Consider the following 19,095-nt stretch of genomic DNA (forward strand, 5'->3'; position numbering starts at 1 on the left):
TCTAGGAATGATTAAATTAGCTTGTACTTTTATTTGGCTTCGATGAAAATTTATTTTTGTGCACAGAGCCTAATTAATTCTAATACTCTTAATGAACTACCTCCTAGTTCAAAAAAATCTGCATCCTCACTATAGATATCATCAATATTTAAAACTCTCTTCCAAATATCAACTATCGGTATATATTTTTGATCTATATCTTCATGGCCATTTGTTCTCTCAAACTTTATAACGTTTAAGTTTTTTGATAGATATTACTCTTGAACACTTTTTCTCAATATTTTCCCCATTTTACTTAATGGGAAATATATACTCTTCATAAAAACAATATCATCAATATTTATTAACATCTTATTATAAACATCTCTTCTAACCTTATTCACTAAAGAAGAAACTTCATCAGCCTTAATATCTTTTACTGACTGCACTATAACAACCTTTTCAGTAAGATCATTATCCAAATATGAAAAAGCTACAACATATTTATCAAAACAGCTATGAGCATCACAGGAAATATTTTCTATATCTATTGGATAATGTTTTTTGCCATTTTGAACAATAACTTCTTTTTTACGGCTTGCTATGTATATTTGATTATTTTTGATATAGCCAATATCGCCTGTCCTAAAGAATTTTTTATTTGTTGATGGCTCTATATAAAATAAATCATCCGTGTTTAAGGAGCTTTTGTTATATCCAATAAAACCTCCTATTACTACTATTTCTCCAGGTTCGCCTTCGCCACATAGTTTATTGTTATCATCTATAATCAAAACTTCTTTACTTTGTAAAGGCTTGCCAACACTAGTACTATAAGACTCATCTGACTTAGACATACTTGCTGGTGCTGCCACCGAAACAAAACCTGCCATCTCAGTCATTCCATAAGAAGGACAAAAAGCCTCAAATGAGAAACCTTTACTTTTAAACTTGTTGTAAAATTCTATTAATGTTTTTTTCTTTACTATCTCTCCCGCAACAACAGCTACTCTTAAACTTGATAGATCAATATCTAAATCATCACTTGTATAGTTTGTACATAAATCATATATAAAGTTTAATGCTCCTAGAAAGTTAATCTTATATTTTGATATTATTTCTACTAAATAAGCTGGGTTTGTTAGTATTTCATCAGTATCAACCTGATATAAACTTGAGCCTATAGATAAAGGTAAAAGAAGACTAGTTGCTAAACCATATAAATGCGAGTATTTTGACCACAGTAGACATTTATCTTCGTATATCACACCCCAAATCTCTCGGCTTTCATTTATATTTTCAAGTATATTCTCATCACCTAAAATAATTCCTTTTGGTACACTTGTTGAGCCAGAAGAGTATTGTACTAAAGTTCCATCTCTTACTTCATTAATCTCAACAGATGTCTCTACTTGTTTATCTAGTTCTTTAAAAGATAGTAATCGACAATCTATTTTAGCAAGCCTTGAAATATCAGCTTCATCACAAATCAACACTTCAGATTTACTATCAGCAATTCTTTCTTTAAGCTTTTTACAATAATTGTCTAGACTATCTTGATCTGTTATTTGTTCATAAATAGTGACTGTATTCCCAGATAACATAAGAGCTATTAAAGCTGAAGTGAAATTGATAACATCTGTCGTTAATATACAAACATTTTGATGCTTAATTTTAGAGTTATAAATATTTTGATAATTATTAAAAACTTTATTATATAGCTGCTTATATGTAATAGATTGTATGACATCTTTTTCTTTTAGACGACAAATCGCTAACTTATCACCATAAGCTAAAAAAGATTTATGCAATTCATAGAAATTTCTATTAGTCATTAAACTCTCCTTGTATATTTTGAACTACCTAGAGTTTTGAACTTCAGATAATATGGATCTTGATCAATTAAAAGCTTGTGGTTTATTTTAAGCGTGTATATACGACCTAAAGAAAGCCTTCTAATTAAGAATAAAATGCTTAGAGTTAAAGATTAATATTTTATACAGCAGCTGGCGTTAACTATTTCTCATAACCAATATACTCAATAGAATCACCTATTACTTCAAATTTAAAAATCACTAACTTAAATCTAAAGAGAAACATACCTTGAGTAATATTATCTTCTTTAACTCTTCTAATGATTTCTTCCTCTAAAGACTCGTCTGTATATCTGCATAAATCAAACATATTTGTAAAATCGGAATATAATCTTTTAAAATCTAAAGTTTTCATAACTACCTTATCAAACAGTATTTATTACATTTATATTAATCTAATACACCTTATGAGAAAAAGTATCTGTATTAATTTATTTCGTAAATAACAACAGTATACAATCTATTGCTATAATAAACATCAATACTCCTGTTATACGTTCTAACCATTGCCAAACAACAACCTTTTGAATAAATTTCCTTAAGAAAACCCCAGACATTGTCAAAAAAGAAAACCAAACTAAGCTTGCAAACCCTGCACCTAGCATAAATTCAATTTTTAAAATATTTGTACTATAGCTAGCGGCTACCCCTCCCAAAAGTACTACAATATCTAAAATGGCTTGAGGATTAAGTAAGCTAAAAGACATACTTAAAATAAGAACTTTTACAAAACTAAGTTGATGAAATTTCTCATCTAATATTTTCTTATTCAAAAATGATGACTTTATTGATAACCCACCATAATAAACCAGAAATATAATCGCAAAAATAAGTAATATTGGACGCACAATAGGAAGATACTTAACCATAGTAGTAGTTAGTAAAACACTAAGCAATATCAATATAACATCACAACAAAAACAAATAACTGCTGTGCTAATGGCATAATTTTTTTTGATTGCTTGCTTTAATACAAAAATATTTTGCGCACCTATTCCTAAAATTAGAGACAGGCCTAAACTAAATCCTGATAGAAATGCCATTATTTTAAATCCATTTAGATATTTATGGGATAAAACTTTAGCATAGACATCTTCATTAGTATAATTAATAAATATTATTAATCATTAGATAAACTAATAGCTATGATTGACTATAAATCTATTCAAGCACTAAAAGAAGTTATTGAGCTTCAAAGTTTTGAACTTGCTGCAAATAAACTATGTATTACCCAATCAGCAGTATCCCAAAGAATAAAGTCTCTCGAGATTAAATTTGGAACCCCTATATTAGTAAGAGTACTACCATATAAAGTTACAAAGCTAGGTCAGGACTTATTAAGTCATTTAGCAAAAGTTGAATGGCTAGAGTCTAGCTTCTTAAAAGAAAAGCAAGTCACCGAAACTAATAATTTACATATTTCTATAGCAATAAACCAAGATAGTTTAGATACCTGGTTTATCGATGTTCTAGAAACTGTGAAAATTCCTGACTTAATAAGATTTAACCTCAAAACATTCGACCAAGAAATGACACATAAATTATTGCAGAAAGGTGAGGTTTTATCGTGCATTAGCACTTTGGAAAAAACATTTAATGGTTGTTGTGTTGAGAAACTCGGTGAAGTCGAGTATCTATTAGTTTGCTCTGCTGATTTTTATAATCAATATTTCAAAAAAGTTAAAAATAATCATACTGCTTGGGTTGAAGCTCTTAAACAAGCGCCTTCATTACTTTTTAATCAATATGATCAACTAAACTTTAGATTTATGGATAAGTTTTATAATTTTCAAGCCAATATGGATAACTGCCATATTATCCCTTCTGTAAAAGGTTTTAAGCAAATGTGTCTTCAAAGTAAAGGATATGCTCTCTTACCAAAACCTGACATTTTAAATGAAATTGCAAACAATCAACTTGTTATTTTAGACTATCAACACGTCTGGAAAATGCCACTATTTTGGCATTACTGGGATTTACCAGATAATATCTATCATAAGGTTATTACAGATCTAATTTCAGCAAGCAAACAAAGATTATTAGAAATCAGCAATTACCCTATATAAACCTATATAAATATATGCATAAGATGAAAGTATTTATACTTTCTTTTATAGCTGTTTTTATGACAAAATGTAGATTTACTTAAATTTATCAAATATAAAAATAGGAAAAAATCATGAAAAAATTAATAACGATACTTTTGGCTTTTATTTGCCTAAGCATAACTTATGCAGCAACGAATACTTCGGCTCCTGAGATAAATGTAAAAGTAGGTAAACCAACCTATGAGCTGGAGTTATATTATCAAAAAATGTACTCCAAGAAACCATGGCATGGCGCAAACGTTTTCTACTATGATAACGGCGTATATAAAGTTATTTCTCCTGGTGAAAGTCATTATGGTGTTTATACTCTAGAAGGTGGCAACTTTAAGCAAAACACTTTTACAATTTATCATATCTCAATGCCATCTAATGACTGGGGTAGTAAGACAGCTTATCTAAAACTATCCTTTGACTCAAAAGATCACACTTTTATCCAAACAACAAAACTACAAACTGGCGAGAAAGTAAACTTTGATTTTGGTACGTATAAAATTGTCAAAAATAGCTATAAAGATCCCAAAAATATCAAATGGCAATCAAAATAATTTATGATTATATTTTTCTAATTATTAAAAGTATATGTAATCTATCCTTAACTATTGCCTACTCTATTTTTGAGCTCTAATACAACCTCAAATTTTTAAAACTAGTCTTAAGTCAAGCAAAAAAAATATAAGAATTTTTTATATATCAATTTATGTAGAAATATCAATAAGGAGAGCAATTTTAAAAAAAATTCAAGTCTATTTTAAAGCAGAAAAAATGCTAAGATTAATTTCCGTACTCCTTATAGTACTTTTTATAAATGAAGTTTTTTATACAAAAGGTGAATAACAAAAGTAGGTTTAAAAATGAAAGAAAATAATAACAAAATAAAAATATTATTTACTGACAAATCTACTTTATTTAGAAACTATAAGGAGACCAATCATGTACAAGAGTATCTTAGTTGAAAACCGACAAATGAGGCTTTTATTGTCGATTATAAAATCTCATTATGTCTCTGATAATCACAATATAATACAAGAAGTAAATATGACTCATGTAGTTAATAGAATTAGTGATGAGACAATAAGGAACTACGTAATAAATTGCTGGTACAATCTTCAAAGTAAAGTAGGATATGAGGTTACTTTATTAGAAGACAACTCTAAAAAAAGTATCATTAATAGACTATATAAAAAATCTAGTTCTTTGAGCTTTGTTGTTAAAACAAAACCAGATCATACATCTGATGAGATTCATAAGTCAATAAAAAAGATATCTAATATTGATGTAGTTATTAAAGAATTTAAAGTCTAGCAATCAAAAGTATCTTCAATACATTAAACATTATATTTATCACAAGTAGTTAAAATAATATTTATAAAGTTCATACTCCTAAGTTGCTGATAAATTTAAATACTTTATATCTATTTTATATATACTATAACTATATTTCGGCCATATAGCATAATAAATGAAAAACTTAAAATATAGCTTCGTAATAAGTTGGAGTATTTGGTTCATTGCTGCAATTTTTTATGGCCTAGACTACTTTCAACATACAGCCCCAAGTGTTTTGATAAAGCCAATAGCTGCTGATATGGGAGTGAGTATTGAAGATATTGCCTATACAATGAGCATATATTTCCCTATCTATGCAATATCTCAAATTCCTATTGGTATATTACTAGATAAATATAGTTGAAGATTAGTACTATCAGTTTCATGCTTTATAATGAGTTTAGGAATTCTATTATTTACCTATGATACAAGTCTACATAATATGTTCATTGGTAGAGTTATAATAGCTATAGGCTCTGCTGTTGCTTATATTGGTACCTTAAAAGTGGCTTCAGATGTGTTACCAAGTAAGTTTTTTTCTATTGCTGTAGGACTTACAAATACAATAGGAGTTCTTGGAGGTATATTTGGACAAGTATTCTTAGTTTATTTAGTCTCATTTTCTAATTGGCATTTAGCATTAGAAATAATAGGCTATTTTGGCGTTATATGGAGTATTATTATTATACTCTTTTTAAAATATCCAAGCTTTAATAGTTCAATATATCAAAACTCTAATCATCTAGACTTTTTTAAGAGATTAAAGCTTTTATTAAGTAAAGAACTATGGCTATTAGCTGTATATGCTGGATTAATGGCAGGTATAGTTATTGGCTCATTTTCTGAACTATATGATGTTATATTTTTACAACAAGTTTATGGCTTAACAGCAGCTAATGCAGCAAAAATAAGTGTTATGCTATTTATAGGTATTGCTTTTGGTGGACCATTTCATGGATTTATTACAAACTTATTTGGAAAAAAGAAGGCTTGGATGCTCATATGTAATATATTTACAATATTAGTTTTTTCTTCAATAATATTTTTGTATAAACTCATTCCTACGTACGCCCTATATATGCTATTTTTCATACTGGGCTTTTTTGTGGCTAGTATGTTACTAACATACTCTGTTGTCAAAGAGCTACTACCCTCTCAAATAAAGACTACATCATTTGCTATAGTCAATACGATTATATGCTTAAGCGCAGCAATGTTTCAAAACCTTACAAGCTATATTAGTGTGTACTTAAATGGGGGACCTTTAATAGGAAGTATTAATATAAAAGTTTTTGATAAAAGCTTTATATTCCTGATTATACCTTTATTGCTTAGTACTATTATAATTTTTTTTCTGAGTTTAAATAAACTTTGGAAAAAGCAGCTTACTTAGATAAAGTTTAGTTTGAGTAATACTTAACGCCTCTTTTGATTTTTTCTTTACCATTTTCAACTCGCCACTTATTAGTATCTCTAAGGCTATAAGCACAACCACAATACTCTTGCTGATAGAATTTCTCTTTTTTTGATATTTCTAACATCCTATATGAGCCACCTTTTTTACGCCAGTTAAAATCCCAATATTGTATATTTTCAAATAAAGAAGCTGCTTTTTTACCTGAAGTATTTATTTGCTCCATATTTTTCCATTTAGAAATCCCTAATGTACTAGATATAAGAGAAAAACCATTTTTACTCGCATACTCAGCTGTTTTGACAAACCTCATATCAAAACACATAGTACATCTGATACCTCTTTCTGGCTCATTTTCCATACCTTTAGCTAAGTTAAACCAGTTATCTTTATCATAATCAGCATCAACAAATGCCATTCCTAATTTATCAGCATATCTCTTATTTTCTTCTTTTCTAATTATATATTCTTCAGTTGGATGAATATTTGGATTATAAAAATAGATAGTAACATCTATATCTGATGCTGCTAATGCATCCATTACTTCTCCTGCACAAGGAGCACAACATGAATGTAGTAATATTTTTTTGCTACCATCAGGAGTTTCTAATTTAGGTCTTTCATAATTATCTAATAGATATTCTTCATTCATCATAACTGATAGCTTCTCTAAATTTCTTATATTTTTATAACATAGTATTTATTTTAAAAAATAAATAAAGCAATAACATACCAAAGATGCTATTTTTTAATCATACCCTATTAAATTAATTCACAAAAAGATATTATTTAAATAGTAGACAACAATTATAAATATTATAAAATGAAAAAAATCTTTCTATTTATTTTTTTAATAATATTTTTAAATGGCTGTGTGCTCCAACATAGACCAGATCACTTTTCTACAACACCTTTAGCAAAAAGTAACTACGGCAAATTACTTACCAATAAAACAAATAATAATCATGATTTTTTCTGGTAATAAATAATATTCTATTTTTTCTATCTCTAGTATTATTCAAAAAATTTATATAAAATTAGCAGCTTATTAATATATTATTAAATAGAAATGTTAAAAAAATATACTCTTCTTCTTGCCATTGGTCTTATTTGGGGATCTCAATTTATTGTTCAAAAAGAAGCTATTGAAAACTTCCCTCCTATACTTATTGCTCTAGCAAGGTCTTCTATTGGCTGTATTATACTTTGTGGTGTTTGCTACTTATTAGGTCTAAAATCAAATCCTTTTAAGAAAGGCTTTGCTATCTATTCATTAATAGCTTTTTTAGAAGCTACTATGCCTTTTATGCTAATACCATGGGGACAAAAATTTGCTAGCCCTTCGATTACAGCTATTTTAACGGGAACAGTACCCTTCTTTGTGGTTTTATTAGGTCCTTTTATTGTAAAATCCAAAATTACTATATCAAATATATTAAGTATTTCTGTTGGATTCATTGGCCTTATAGTGCTCTTTTATCCTAGCTTAATATCAGAAAATCATTCATTTAATATACTAGGAATACTTGCTATATTAGTCGCAACAACATCTTTTGCATTGTCTTTATTATTATTAAGTAAGTTTTGCTTTGATGATCATCCAATTATAGTTTCAAGAAACCTTCTTATTTCTTCAACTATACAAATAGTTATTTTGATAATTCTATTTAGACCTAACTACAATAGTATTCACTGTTCAGCACTTTCATTATCTTCATTAATATACTTAGGAATTTTTTGTGCTGGAATAGTTTATTTCTTATACTCTTCTCTTATAAACCTTGCCGGTCCAGTATTTACATCTTTTACAAATTATCTTGTACCTCTGTTTGGGGTAATCTTTGGTATTCTAATTAACCATGATCCATCAAATATAACTGTTTGGATATCTCTAATAATTATTCTTTTTGCAGTTAGTCTAAACTATATAACTAAGCACTAAATATGAATTTTTGTTAATTTTTATTCTCTATGCTAAGTTTATTTTTATTGGTAAAATATAATAGCAATTAAAATAAAAGGAGAATGCAAATGAAGTGCCCATTTAAAGAAAATGAATCTTGTGGTAAGAAGTTTGGATTATGTGCTGTGGCAATATTTTTAACTATACTTGGTGTCGCTATAGCACTAAAAATTATTACTTTAATTTTATGTATATTTCCAGGATCTGTACAAGATAACACTTGGTTAACTGTCATTTCTATCGTTTTAGTTTTATTTGCAGCTAAATGCCATAAAAATGGCCATTGTTGTGATTCTCAATGTAGCAAATCCTGTGGCAAAGAGGATTCTGATAAAAAATGTTGTGATAATAATAAAGAATCTCAAAACTAATTTTATTTAGTCTTTTATTATACTTTTAATTTATAATACTCTTATATACAAACTCTTTTTTCAAATTTATTATCAAATGAAATACTTAGAACAGAGCTGTGAGCTTACACTAGATCAAGGCTTACAGGAATACAATAAAAACTATCCCTTTTTAAACTCCAATGATGGTCACGATGAAGCTAGTAAGTGGTTTAAAAATCATGATATTACACATGTTTTATTTGGAACTGTTCCTTTTGAAATTAGAGGAGAAGCTATAAATGATACTTGGACCTTATTTGGTTCTAATGTTACCTTAAAAGGCTATAAAGAATTTTTTAAATTTGTAGATTATAAAACAGTTATAAATAGCTACCTTAAAAAATATAAATATAAATTTGTTGTTTATTTGGTAATGTTTAAGTACATTCCAGTATGCTTACTAGCAGCTTTTAAAGCCTATAAAATGTCTAAAAAATGGGATTGGTATAATTATGACAACTATTTAAATATCCCTCTTAAAGATATACGCAAAGAGTTTAATATAAAAGTTATAAAACCTTAAATTTACACCTTAAATCCTTAATCACATAAATATCACAAGCATAAATAAAACTTCTATTAGAGCTCTTAATATAGATTTACTTTTTTATAAATCAACAGAAATCTATAAATAATAACACTCTAGTGTTAAGTTGGTAGAAAGATTCAATTAATTAAACTTTTTGTGTTATGATACGAAAACTGAATGATTTAGTATATCAAATATATATTATGAAAAGTTTATTCCAAAAGATACTTATTATTACTATGGCAATAATGCTGTATGCCTGTGATTCAATGGCTGGATATCAAGTATCAGCATCAGAAGGCTACTCAAATACAGCTTACATTGATGATAGTGATGGTGATGACTATTACCATCACCACCACCATCATAGACATAAAGGCGAATGGGAATGCATTAATGTTGGAACTGAGAAAAAATGTGGTTACCACTGTGCCTCAGACGGTGCTTTAACAGGTGCATGCGCGCCTAAAAGAAATATGCAATGTATAGCAAAATTTGGTATTGGTGCTACATGTGGCTATGGCTGTGTATCTAATGGTTTTGAAGTTAGATGTGCTTCTTATAAAAAAGATGCTTGCCACGTTGATAACTATAATAAAATAATCTGTGGCCGTCATTGTATTAAAGATGACTTTGGCAATTATAACTGCCAAGAATAACAAATCCTAAAACTTCATAATACTCAAAGCCACTTCAACTTTTTAAATAAATATAGCTGAAATATTACAATAACTAATAAAATAACCAAAAATATCCAAAAAGCATTGGCATTTTGTGACCCTGGTATTCCCGCAACGTTTATACCTAAAAGTCCTGTAAGAAAACTCAATGGTAAAAATATAGCTGCAATAATAGCTAAAAAATACATTTTTTTATTAAGCTTATCACTTAAACTATTTGTGATTTCATCTTTGACAACCTGTAAGCGATCACGGGCTTGCTCAAGATCCTCTATATAACGTACTACATGATTATATATTTCTACTAAATAACGCTTATGAGAGCTAGTTAGCCAACTTAAACTACTTAAGCGTAACTGTTCAATCACATCCCTTTGAGGTATCAAATATCTTCTAAAAACTATTGTTTGTTTGCGTAAATCAATGATAGATTCTCTTAAATCATTATCTGATGGCTCTATAGTTTTCTCTTCAATATCTATGAGCCTATCATCAAGCTCTGATAAAACTGGTTCCATACGATTAGAAAGTTTGGCTATAACAGTTGTTATAAAATCCGCAGAATTTTTAGGCCATGTTTTATCTTTTAAGCTTTTTTTAATATCATTAAATAAATTTAGCGACCTAAAGCGTGTACTAATTATACGAGTCTTATCTATCCATAGTCTTATTGAGATCATATCTTCAGGATTATTATCTTTATTAGGATTCATACCTCTTAAGATTATCAACATACCATCGTTTATTTGTATAAACCTTGGCCTTGTCTCCTCAGCAAGTAATGCATCTGTAATAAAAGGATCCAAAGAACCTAATTCTTGATTTAACCATTCTTTAGTTTGTGGTTTTTTTGCGTCTAAATGTGTCCAAATAATTTTATGAGCCGCACTATCTAATTTATTTGTATCATTTTTTCGATCTAGTCGCGTTGCTCCACCTTCGGCATCTAAACAATAAGAGAATAAAATATGATCCATATGTAAAAACTATAATTCTACATATTAATAAATAATAACAGGATAATATATTTTTTATAGTAGAAGCAGTATTTTATTTATCACAATAATTTCTTTGATTTACTAATAATAAGTATAAACCTGCTGATACAATTATAAATACTAAAAAGAATAAGCTATAAGCAGTAGTATTTTCATAGATATACCCAAATATTAACTCTATGATTAAATACGCAAAAATAACCCATGATGAAGCAAAAGCTTTTATAATTTTAGATATATTTCCTTTACCATCCATATACGCATATATTAGGAAAAATACTATATGAAGTACCAACGCTACTACTAAATTTAGTGCTCCTGCTATCATTAATAAATATGTCAAAACCATATATACAAGGAAAGCTACCGTTTTAGGAAAAGGTATATAATTTATTGGTAATGGATCATTCTTATTACTCTTAATTTTTGCATATGCTATAGGTAAAGCTACACAAGAAACTAAGATAAAAGTTGTTGTTAAAGATGCTATCATCTGCCAGTTTCTAAAGAAAAATATCAAAACTATAGAGCAAATTAAAGTAAATATAAGCGAAGTACGCGATACATTAACCCCTTGTGTTACTTTAGCAAAATATCCTGGCATTTGTTTTGCTTTTGACATTTCATTAAGCATACGAGCACTGCCACCCAAATATACAATACCTGTCCCTGATGGACTAGCTAACGCATCTGCATATAAAACTATAGCTAATGCATTTATACCTAAAATACCTGCTAACTGAGCTAATGGAGACTCAAAATTTAAACCTCCCCAACCATTTGCTAGCATTTTTTCAGGCACACCGCCTATAAAAGATATCTGCAGTAAAAGGTATATAAACAACACTATTAGTACACTACTGACTAAAGCTATAGGTATGTTTCTTTTTGGGTTTTCTAGTTCAGCTGAAAAGCTAGCTGCCATTTGAAAACCAAAAAAAGAGTAGAAAATACCACAAGAGACAATCGCATTAAATACTCCACTTATACCTTTAGGCATAAAGCTAACATTGCTACCACCAAAGTTACTAGAGTGAAATGCTGCAAACATTATTATCAAAGATGTAACTATTGGAATAATAACCTTTAAAGAAGTTAAAGAGTTATTTATTTTTGATAATGACTTTATTCCCCAATAATTTATTAATGTATATATCAACATAAATAAAACAACTACAACAACCCCTAAAAATGTAAGTTGTCCTGTATTAAAAATATAAGGAGTAATTGGCTTATATATAGAAGAAATATATTGAGTAGTTGCCATAGCTTCAGATGGCACAACAATAAGCCCTAACATCCAATTTGACAATCCCGTTACAAACCCAAAATGTTGATTATGTGACAAAGTTATTAACTGGGTAAATAACCCATTTGTTTGGTATTTAACAGCAAGCTCTGCTAATAAAAATGCCATTACAAGAACGATGAAAGCTCCTATAATCCATGAAAATATCGATGCTGCTCCAGCTGCTTGAGATGCGTAGTATGATGCATATAGCCAACCACTTCCTACCATGGTTCCTACACTTAAAGCTATAGCTGTAAATAAACTAGGTTTTTTTGTATTATTCATATTTTTTATAAAATATTAACTTTTTTAAGTAGCTATATTATTCTTAAATATGAATAAATAATCAATGTTTTTACTCTAAAGAAGTCTTAGATATAGTAATTTAATAATTATTTTCCTATTTGAATAAAACCTTTAATTTGATTTTTAATGAAAATACTTAGCTATTTATTTTAAAGAAATTGCTATAGTCTTAATATAATTGAATAAGACTCTAATGCTAAAATTAGCTTAAACTTAAAAAATATTGTTAATAAGTAATTATATGAATAAAAATCATTTTAAAAAAAATATATTACCTGCATTAGCTGGAAATATTGCAGATTGGTACGAGTTTTATATGTATGGCATGTTTGCTGCTCCAATAATTGCAAAACTGTTTTTACCTCAGCAGGAATATTTTATAGCACTACTATATACGTATTTAGCATTTGCTTTAGGTTTTTTTATTAGACCTTTAGGGGCATTAGTTTTTGGATATTTTAGTGATAAATATGGCAGAAAGAAAATATTGTTTTACTCCCTTCTACTTATGGGTATACCTACTCTACTTATGGCTATACTCCCTACTTATGCTTCAATAGGGATATATGCTCCTATTTTTCTTATGATTATTAGAATATTACAAGGGTTTGCTGTTGGTGGAGAAATTGGTGGAGCAGCAGCCTTTATATTAGAAAGTTCTGATAAAAATAAGCAAAATATTTCTGGTGCTTTACTTATAAGTTCTTCTTTTTTTGCATTATTACTTGCTAGTAGTATTAGTTATTGTTTACTTAAATTACTAAGTAATGCTCAGATACTAGAATGGGGATGGAGAATTCCTTTCATTTTTGGATTTATAATCATACTTACTGGACTATATATCAGATATAGATCATCAGAAACACAAGACTTTATCAAACTTAAAAAAAACAATGCTACTGTTAAAAACCCTATAAGTGATGCTATTAAATATGAATGGCAAAATATGATTATTACTTTTTTTCTATCATCTTTAGTAGCTGTCTTAGTTTTTATGGGTATTTCATATATGCCAACATACGCCAGCCATTATCTAAATTATGACTTCAAACATATTTTATTAATATGTACCTTAAGTATAGTAATACTAATGATTTCATCAATTTTATTTGGATATATTGCAGATAAAGTTGGAGGTAAAAAAGTATTAATTTGTGCCTCTATAATTTTATTTATTGCTGCTTTACCAATATACCAAACTATTATTAAAAGTCATCAATTTGTAGCTATTGCTATTTTTGCTTTAGCTATAATAAGTGGGGCTGTGATTGGGCCAATATTTGCAAATACAGCGGGACTATTTCCTGTTAGAAATAGAAATACTGGTTTTGGCCTAAGTTTTAATATAAGTGTTTCTATATTTGGCGGAACAGCAGCATTTATTATAACATTATTAATTACAGCTACTGGAAACTTTTTGATTCCTGCTTTTTATATAATGTTTCTATGCATACCTTTTTTTATTGCTGTCTTATTTATTCCTAATAATTTATCTCAATAAACTTTTTATTATATATTAGATTAAATATACATCCATTATTAAATAATTAGCAAAAATCAGATAGAAAGTAATTGTTTTTGAGTTATTTTATAGATTCATTTAGATAAATATTACCTAAATTTTCATTGGCATAATGATAAATAAACTATTATCTTTTTCATCCTTCACCAAAGCACTCATATTAGGATTATCAAGATAAATTGTCATTGTTTCTTCATTAATTACATTTATTATGTCTAATAAATACTTATAGTTAAAACAAATTTCCATTGCATTATCACTATACTGAACTTCTACTTTATCTTCAGCTTTTTCATTATCAGGATTGTTCGCTGATAAAAGTACTTGGCCTTGAGATATATTTAAACGGACACCTTTGTATTTATCATTTGCAAGAATTGATGTTCTTAATAATGAGTTCTTCAAAACTTGTTTATCAACTGCCAAAAGCTTTGTATTATTTTTAGGAATTACTTTTTGATAATCTGGATAACGACCATCAATAAGTTTTGAAATAAAAGCATAACTACCAAATTCTGCTTTAAGGTAGTTTTTACCTAAATAAATTTTGATAGTTTCTTCAGATTTACCAACAATTTTTTTAAGTTCTAATATAGCCTTTCTTGGAATAATTGACTGGCTAGCACTATCAAGAACTTTACTATCTATTATAGCTTCTGTAATTGACATTCTATGTCCATCTGTAGATACAGCTCTTAAAAGATTTGAGTTTATCTCCCAAAACATACCATTAAGAAAGTATCTAGTATCATCATTTGCCATAGAAAAATCTACTTTTGAAATAATATGATGAAAGTCTTGTTGAGATATATCAAAGCTTGCCTGTTCACTTATATTATTATCAATAAGTGGATAGTTATCAGCATTTAATGAAATAAGATTAAAAGTACTGTTATTAGAAATAATAGTTACTTTATTCTCTATAATTCTAAAATCAATCATAGAATTATCATTAAGACTTCTAACTATATTGTAAATTTTGTCAGCGTTTAATGCTAATTTAACGGTTTCATTACAATTAACAGTTATATTACAAGATATCTCTGTATCTAAATCTGAAGCTGTAATTTTCAAATTATTATCACTTATATCAAATAAGATACAAGATAATAAAGGCATTGTACTTTTGCTATTAGCCACAGATAGCATAGACTGCAAAGGCTTTAGTAAGTCATCTCTATTTAGTACAAAATTCATTTTTTAAAAACCCCTATGAACCATATATATATTTAACGAGAAATTTTATCTAAAAGCAACTCATAATCATCAGATATAGATGTATTGCTTTGTCTTAATTTTGTTATTGCTTTAACAGCATGCATCACAGTAGTATGATCTCTACCACCAAAAGCATTACCAATTTCAGGTAAACTATGTGATGTAAGCTCTCTTGCTAGACTCATTGCTATTTGTCTTGGTCTAGCTATATTTCTACTTCTTTGATTAGAAGTTAAATCTTTAACTCTGATTCTATAAAAATCAGCCACAACTTTTTGGATATTATCTATTTTTACCTTTTTTTCTTGGATTTTTATAACATCTCTTAAACAAGATTGAGCAACTTCTATAGTTGGATCTTTATGATTAAATTTAGAGGTTGTTAAAACTCTATTTAAAGCTCCTTCAAGTTCTCTGACATTTGTTCTGACATTCTCTGCTATAAATGCAGCTGTTTCATTAGGTAGTTTTTGCCCTAAATCATGAGCTTTTTTAAGTAAAATAGCTATTCTAGTCTCTAAATCTGGCATATCTACAGAAACTGTCAAACCATAACCAAAACGTGAAACTAACCTTTCTTCTAGTCCTTCTATCTCATTAGGATATTTATCACTAGTTAAAATTATTTGCTTACCACTTTCATATAATGCATTAAAAGTATGGAAAAACTCCTGAGCTGTACCCTCTTTACCTGCTATAAATTGGATATCATCTATCAAAAGTATATCTGCTGATCTATATACCCTTTGAAATTCATCTTGATCTTGCAAACGAATAGAGTTTACATAATCTTTAATAAACTGCTCTGAGTTTGTATATATAATTCTAGCATTTGGATTAACATCTCTAGCATGATTACCTATAGCTTGCATTAAGTGAGTTTTACCCAGACCACTACCTCCATAGATAAATAGAGGATTGTGTAATTTGCCAGGGTTAATAGAGACTTGCATTGCAGCCGCTCTAGCTATTTTGTTAGCATCTCCCACAACAAAGCTATCAAAAACATACTTTTCTTTTAATGGTAAACCAAAAGAATATTGTTCATCGTCTTTTGCTGTGATAAGCATAGCTTCATCGAAGCCAAATAACTCTTGTGATGAAGATTTAGAGGCCTTTTTTTGAGTTTTTTTAGGCTCTTTTACATCTACATGATCATCTAGATCATCATCTTTGATTTCAATATTAGTTTTATTAAAAAAATGAGCTTGTGGTCCTGCTGAAACAGCTTCTAATTTTTTTTCACCAGAAAACTTTTTGTTAGAATATTCTATTATTAAATCAGTACCATGAAACTCTTGAATTGTTGATAAAATAAGACTGCCATACTTAGATTTTATATGTTTTTTGAAATATTCATTATTACAATAAATTGTGAATAAGTTACTATTTTGTTCTACATAGATAGGCTTTATCCACGTTTTATATTCAAACGTAGAAAGACTCTTTTTTATTTTTTTTAAGCATTTATTCCATGTAGTCATAACAAAAATATATCCAAACGCCTTATAAATAAAGGGATAGGTGTTTCTTTAATTTAATAATAATTTAATGAATAAGATTGTATTGTAAGAGAGCTAAATAAGCAATCATAAAAAAATCAGCTTGTGGATAATTCTGTTAATTAATTTGTTTATTTTTTGTTTAATCTCTTGTTTATTAACTTATTCACAAATATGTTAATATTTTTGTTGATAATTCTGATTATATTTTATCCACATTTTTATTCATATATTTTTCATCCTTTTTAGACACTCTTATACCTCCTTTATCATCCTCAAAAAACCCTTTAAATACTTACTTCTTAAAAAGTTATCAACATCTTTTTGTCTACATAATAAATAATAATATAAAAAAGAAAGAATATACTTTATATAAATATAGAATAGAAAAAACAATGAAAAATAAAAAATAAAATTTTTTTGTTTATAATAAATGTTAATAAAAATTAAAATCTTTTCTAAATGTCTTTAAATACAGAAATTTTTCTAAATATAAATAAGTATGAACAAAGAATAGCAGTTAAAGAAAACAATATTCTAAAAGAAATACTAATAGAAAGAGATAATCAAAAAAGAATAGTTGGTAATATTTATAAAGGTAAAATAATAAGAGTCTTACCAGGAATGCAAGCAGCTTTTGTAGATATAGGTTTGGAAAAAGCTGGATTTTTACATTTATCAGAAGTAATTCCTTTAGAAAGAGAAGATAATGAAACAGATGAAAACTTTAAATTAAAAAAATTAAACACTGAGGATATAAATAAATGGTTACGAGAAGGCCAAGAAGTTTTAGTCCAAGTAGTCAAAGAAAGTATTGGTAATAAAGGAGTTAAATTAACATCTCATTTATCAGTATCTTCAAGATTTTTAGTTTTTCTACCTGATTTAGATCATATAGGAATATCCCTAAAAATAAACAAAGAAGAAGAAAAACAAAGATTATTAGATTCAATACAAAAGATTACTCAAAGTGAAAATCCACGCGGCTATATTTTACGAACAGCTGCTGAAGGAGCAAGCTTTGAAGAGTTAGAAAGTGATATAAAATTTTTAGACACTTTATGGCAGGATATATTAGATATTTCTAGTACTATCATAAAACCAGGCGTTGTATATGAGGATTTTAGTCTAATAATAAAAACTATTAATATTTTTGCTAATGATAATCCTAATAAAATTCTTGTAGATAATATTGATTCATATAAAGAAATTTGCCAATTTGCAGATAAGTATGTTCCAGGTTTAAGAGATAAAATTGAACTTTATCAAAAATATAATATTTTTGAAGAATTTGATATTGATAATGAGATAAATAAGGCATTAGATAAAAAAGTTGCTCTAAAATCTGGAGGTTATTTAATTATAGAACAGACAGAAGCAATGATAACTATCGATGTAAATACAGGTGGTTTTATAGGCACTAAAAACTTAGAAGAAACTATATTTAAAACTAACTTAGAAGCTACTAAGGAGTTAGCAAGACAACTTAGACTAAGAAATCTAGGTGGAATAATAATAGTTGATTTCATTGATATGATGGACCAATCAAATAAAAATCAAGTTTTAGAGGCTTTAAAGAAAGAATTAGAGTTTGATAAGGCTAAGACTAGTGTAAGTGATATATCTGAGCTAGGATTGGTTGAAATGACGCGTAAAAGGGTTCATGAGAGCTTAGCAAGGACTTTATGTCAACCATGTGAGCATTGTAATGGCAAAGGAAGTGTAAAAACTCTTCAAACAGTTTGTTATGATATTTTTAGAGAAATAAAATCAGAAGCTAGAAATTATCATAATTATAATAATTTTTTATTAATATCTTCTAAAAAAATAATTGATTATATTGAAAAAGAAGAGTCAATATGGCTAGCAGAATTAGAGTTAGATATACAAAAAAATATCCATCTAAAAGCTGAAAATAACCATATCTATAACCAATATGACATAATTCCACTAAATTAGAAAAAAATGCATAATTGTTGTTGACAGTACAATA

General features: G+C 28.0%; 18 protein-coding genes and 1 pseudogene. 10 read left to right on the forward strand and 9 right to left on the reverse strand.

The genetic code is table 11. The features are described 5' to 3' along the window. Positions 1 to 50: 50 nt before the first annotated feature. The 4 genes from AB8E56_RS06480 to AB8E56_RS06495 form a co-directional block, all read right to left on the reverse strand. Positions 51 to 230 carry an acyl carrier protein gene (locus AB8E56_RS06480; RefSeq protein ID WP_369518644.1) on the reverse strand — a complete coding sequence of 60 codons (180 nt, stop codon included), beginning with the start codon at positions 228 to 230 and terminating at the stop codon, positions 51 to 53. Positions 231 to 254: 24 nt separating this feature from the next. Next, positions 255 to 1,814, reverse strand: coding sequence for an AMP-binding protein (locus tag AB8E56_RS06485; protein ID WP_329479284.1), 1,560 nt, complete (start codon positions 1,812 to 1,814; stop codon positions 255 to 257). A 181-nt stretch (positions 1,815 to 1,995) separates the two neighbouring features. Continuing rightward, complete coding sequence (locus AB8E56_RS06490) at positions 1,996 to 2,208, reverse strand: hypothetical protein (RefSeq protein ID WP_329479286.1); 213 nt, start codon at positions 2,206 to 2,208, stop codon at positions 1,996 to 1,998. A gap of 76 nt (positions 2,209 to 2,284) precedes the next feature. Beyond that, positions 2,285 to 2,896: a LysE family transporter gene (locus AB8E56_RS06495; RefSeq protein ID WP_329479288.1), complete on the reverse strand. Its 612-nt coding sequence runs from the start codon at positions 2,894 to 2,896 to the stop codon at positions 2,285 to 2,287. 102 nt (positions 2,897 to 2,998) lie between these two features. Here AB8E56_RS06495 and AB8E56_RS06500 point away from each other — a divergent pair, with 102 nt between their 5' ends. From AB8E56_RS06500 to AB8E56_RS06515, 4 genes and pseudogenes are all read left to right on the forward strand, one after another. Beyond that, positions 2,999 to 3,919 carry an ArgP/LysG family DNA-binding transcriptional regulator gene (locus tag AB8E56_RS06500; protein WP_329479290.1) on the forward strand — a complete coding sequence of 307 codons (921 nt, stop codon included), beginning with the start codon at positions 2,999 to 3,001 and terminating at the stop codon, positions 3,917 to 3,919. A 113-nt stretch (positions 3,920 to 4,032) separates the two neighbouring features. Then, positions 4,033 to 4,506, forward strand: coding sequence for a hypothetical protein (locus AB8E56_RS06505; protein WP_329479292.1), 474 nt, complete (start codon positions 4,033 to 4,035; stop codon positions 4,504 to 4,506). Between the two features lie 382 nt (positions 4,507 to 4,888). Next, the gene (locus AB8E56_RS06510) at positions 4,889 to 5,263 is read left to right on the forward strand and encodes a normocyte binding protein 2b (RefSeq protein ID WP_329479333.1); all 375 of its coding nucleotides are present in this window, start codon (positions 4,889 to 4,891) and stop codon (positions 5,261 to 5,263) included. Positions 5,264 to 5,420: 157 nt separating this feature from the next. Beyond that, positions 5,421 to 6,680: pseudogene (locus AB8E56_RS06515) on the forward strand (MFS transporter). Between the two features lie 7 nt (positions 6,681 to 6,687). On the opposite strand, the gene AB8E56_RS06520 reads toward AB8E56_RS06515, so the two are convergent. Then, positions 6,688 to 7,356, reverse strand: a complete 669-nt coding sequence (locus AB8E56_RS06520) for an epoxyqueuosine reductase QueH (protein ID WP_329479294.1) — start codon at positions 7,354 to 7,356, stop codon at positions 6,688 to 6,690. A gap of 414 nt (positions 7,357 to 7,770) precedes the next feature. Here AB8E56_RS06520 and AB8E56_RS06525 point away from each other — a divergent pair, with 414 nt between their 5' ends. The 4 genes from AB8E56_RS06525 (at position 7,771) to AB8E56_RS06540 (ending at position 10,244) form a co-directional block, all read left to right on the forward strand. Next, entirely contained in the window at positions 7,771 to 8,643 is an 873-nt protein-coding gene (locus AB8E56_RS06525; RefSeq protein WP_329479296.1) for a DMT family transporter, read from the forward strand. Positions 8,644 to 8,732: 89 nt separating this feature from the next. Further along, positions 8,733 to 9,035, forward strand: a complete 303-nt coding sequence (locus tag AB8E56_RS06530; protein WP_329479298.1) for a hypothetical protein — start codon at positions 8,733 to 8,735, stop codon at positions 9,033 to 9,035. Positions 9,036 to 9,111: 76 nt separating this feature from the next. Beyond that, on the forward strand, positions 9,112 to 9,579 hold the full coding sequence (locus AB8E56_RS06535) for a hypothetical protein (protein ID WP_329479300.1): 468 nt from the start codon (positions 9,112 to 9,114) through the stop codon (positions 9,577 to 9,579). A gap of 209 nt (positions 9,580 to 9,788) precedes the next feature. After that, positions 9,789 to 10,244 carry a hypothetical protein gene (locus AB8E56_RS06540; RefSeq protein ID WP_329479302.1) on the forward strand — a complete coding sequence of 152 codons (456 nt, stop codon included), beginning with the start codon at positions 9,789 to 9,791 and terminating at the stop codon, positions 10,242 to 10,244. A 23-nt stretch (positions 10,245 to 10,267) separates the two neighbouring features. Here the strand turns inward: AB8E56_RS06540 and AB8E56_RS06545 are convergent, their stop codons facing one another. Together AB8E56_RS06545 and AB8E56_RS06550 are read right to left on the reverse strand one after the other, a co-directional pair. After that, complete coding sequence (locus AB8E56_RS06545; RefSeq protein WP_329479304.1) at positions 10,268 to 11,242, reverse strand: zinc transporter ZntB; 975 nt, start codon at positions 11,240 to 11,242, stop codon at positions 10,268 to 10,270. 73 nt (positions 11,243 to 11,315) lie between these two features. Next, positions 11,316 to 12,839 carry an APC family permease gene (locus tag AB8E56_RS06550; protein ID WP_329479306.1) on the reverse strand — a complete coding sequence of 508 codons (1,524 nt, stop codon included), beginning with the start codon at positions 12,837 to 12,839 and terminating at the stop codon, positions 11,316 to 11,318. Between the two features lie 262 nt (positions 12,840 to 13,101). Between AB8E56_RS06550 and AB8E56_RS06555 the strand changes: the two genes are divergently transcribed. Beyond that, positions 13,102 to 14,361 carry an MFS transporter gene (locus AB8E56_RS06555; RefSeq protein ID WP_329479308.1) on the forward strand — a complete coding sequence of 420 codons (1,260 nt, stop codon included), beginning with the start codon at positions 13,102 to 13,104 and terminating at the stop codon, positions 14,359 to 14,361. A gap of 114 nt (positions 14,362 to 14,475) precedes the next feature. On the opposite strand, the gene dnaN is transcribed toward AB8E56_RS06555, so the two are convergent. Next, a complete protein-coding gene (gene dnaN, locus AB8E56_RS06560) occupies positions 14,476 to 15,579 on the reverse strand; it encodes a DNA polymerase III subunit beta (protein ID WP_329479310.1) in 1,104 nt (367 codons plus the stop codon). 32 nt (positions 15,580 to 15,611) lie between these two features. Then, positions 15,612 to 17,084, reverse strand: coding sequence for a chromosomal replication initiator protein DnaA (dnaA, locus tag AB8E56_RS06565; protein ID WP_329479312.1), 1,473 nt, complete (start codon positions 17,082 to 17,084; stop codon positions 15,612 to 15,614). A 480-nt stretch (positions 17,085 to 17,564) separates the two neighbouring features. On the opposite strand from dnaA, the gene AB8E56_RS06570 reads away from it, so the two are divergent. After that, positions 17,565 to 19,061 (forward strand): Rne/Rng family ribonuclease, encoded by a 1,497-nt coding sequence (locus tag AB8E56_RS06570; RefSeq protein WP_329479314.1) that lies wholly within the window; start codon positions 17,565 to 17,567, stop codon positions 19,059 to 19,061. Positions 19,062 to 19,095 lie beyond the last annotated feature (34 nt).

The sequence above is a fragment of the Francisella sp. 19X1-34 genome, assembly GCF_041102755.1.
Classification (GTDB): Bacteria; Pseudomonadota; Gammaproteobacteria; order Francisellales; family Francisellaceae; genus Francisella.

What these genes read in the sequence shown, in the direction of transcription:
- AB8E56_RS06525 (WP_329479296.1), top strand. Translation starts at nt 7,771, where the DNA reads ATGTTAAAAAAATATACTCTTCTTCTTGCCATTGGTCTTATTTGGGGA.
- AB8E56_RS06490 (WP_329479286.1), bottom strand. Translation starts at nt 2,208, where the DNA reads ATGAAAACTTTAGATTTTAAAAGATTATATTCCGATTTTACAAATATG.
- AB8E56_RS06495 (WP_329479288.1), bottom strand. Translation starts at nt 2,896, where the DNA reads ATGGCATTTCTATCAGGATTTAGTTTAGGCCTGTCTCTAATTTTAGGA.
- AB8E56_RS06545 (WP_329479304.1), bottom strand. Translation starts at nt 11,242, where the DNA reads ATGGATCATATTTTATTCTCTTATTGTTTAGATGCCGAAGGTGGAGCA.
- dnaA (WP_329479312.1), bottom strand. Translation starts at nt 17,084, where the DNA reads ATGACTACATGGAATAAATGCTTAAAAAAAATAAAAAAGAGTCTTTCT.
- AB8E56_RS06520 (WP_329479294.1), bottom strand. Translation starts at nt 7,356, where the DNA reads ATGATGAATGAAGAATATCTATTAGATAATTATGAAAGACCTAAATTA.
- AB8E56_RS06540 (WP_329479302.1), top strand. Translation starts at nt 9,789, where the DNA reads ATGAAAAGTTTATTCCAAAAGATACTTATTATTACTATGGCAATAATG.
- AB8E56_RS06550 (WP_329479306.1), bottom strand. Translation starts at nt 12,839, where the DNA reads ATGAATAATACAAAAAAACCTAGTTTATTTACAGCTATAGCTTTAAGT.
- dnaN (WP_329479310.1), bottom strand. Translation starts at nt 15,579, where the DNA reads ATGAATTTTGTACTAAATAGAGATGACTTACTAAAGCCTTTGCAGTCT.
- AB8E56_RS06485 (WP_329479284.1), bottom strand. Translation starts at nt 1,814, where the DNA reads ATGACTAATAGAAATTTCTATGAATTGCATAAATCTTTTTTAGCTTAT.
- AB8E56_RS06500 (WP_329479290.1), top strand. Translation starts at nt 2,999, where the DNA reads ATGATTGACTATAAATCTATTCAAGCACTAAAAGAAGTTATTGAGCTT.
- AB8E56_RS06555 (WP_329479308.1), top strand. Translation starts at nt 13,102, where the DNA reads ATGAATAAAAATCATTTTAAAAAAAATATATTACCTGCATTAGCTGGA.
- AB8E56_RS06505 (WP_329479292.1), top strand. Translation starts at nt 4,033, where the DNA reads ATGAAAAAATTAATAACGATACTTTTGGCTTTTATTTGCCTAAGCATA.
- AB8E56_RS06535 (WP_329479300.1), top strand. Translation starts at nt 9,112, where the DNA reads ATGAAATACTTAGAACAGAGCTGTGAGCTTACACTAGATCAAGGCTTA.
- AB8E56_RS06530 (WP_329479298.1), top strand. Translation starts at nt 8,733, where the DNA reads ATGAAGTGCCCATTTAAAGAAAATGAATCTTGTGGTAAGAAGTTTGGA.
- AB8E56_RS06570 (WP_329479314.1), top strand. Translation starts at nt 17,565, where the DNA reads ATGTCTTTAAATACAGAAATTTTTCTAAATATAAATAAGTATGAACAA.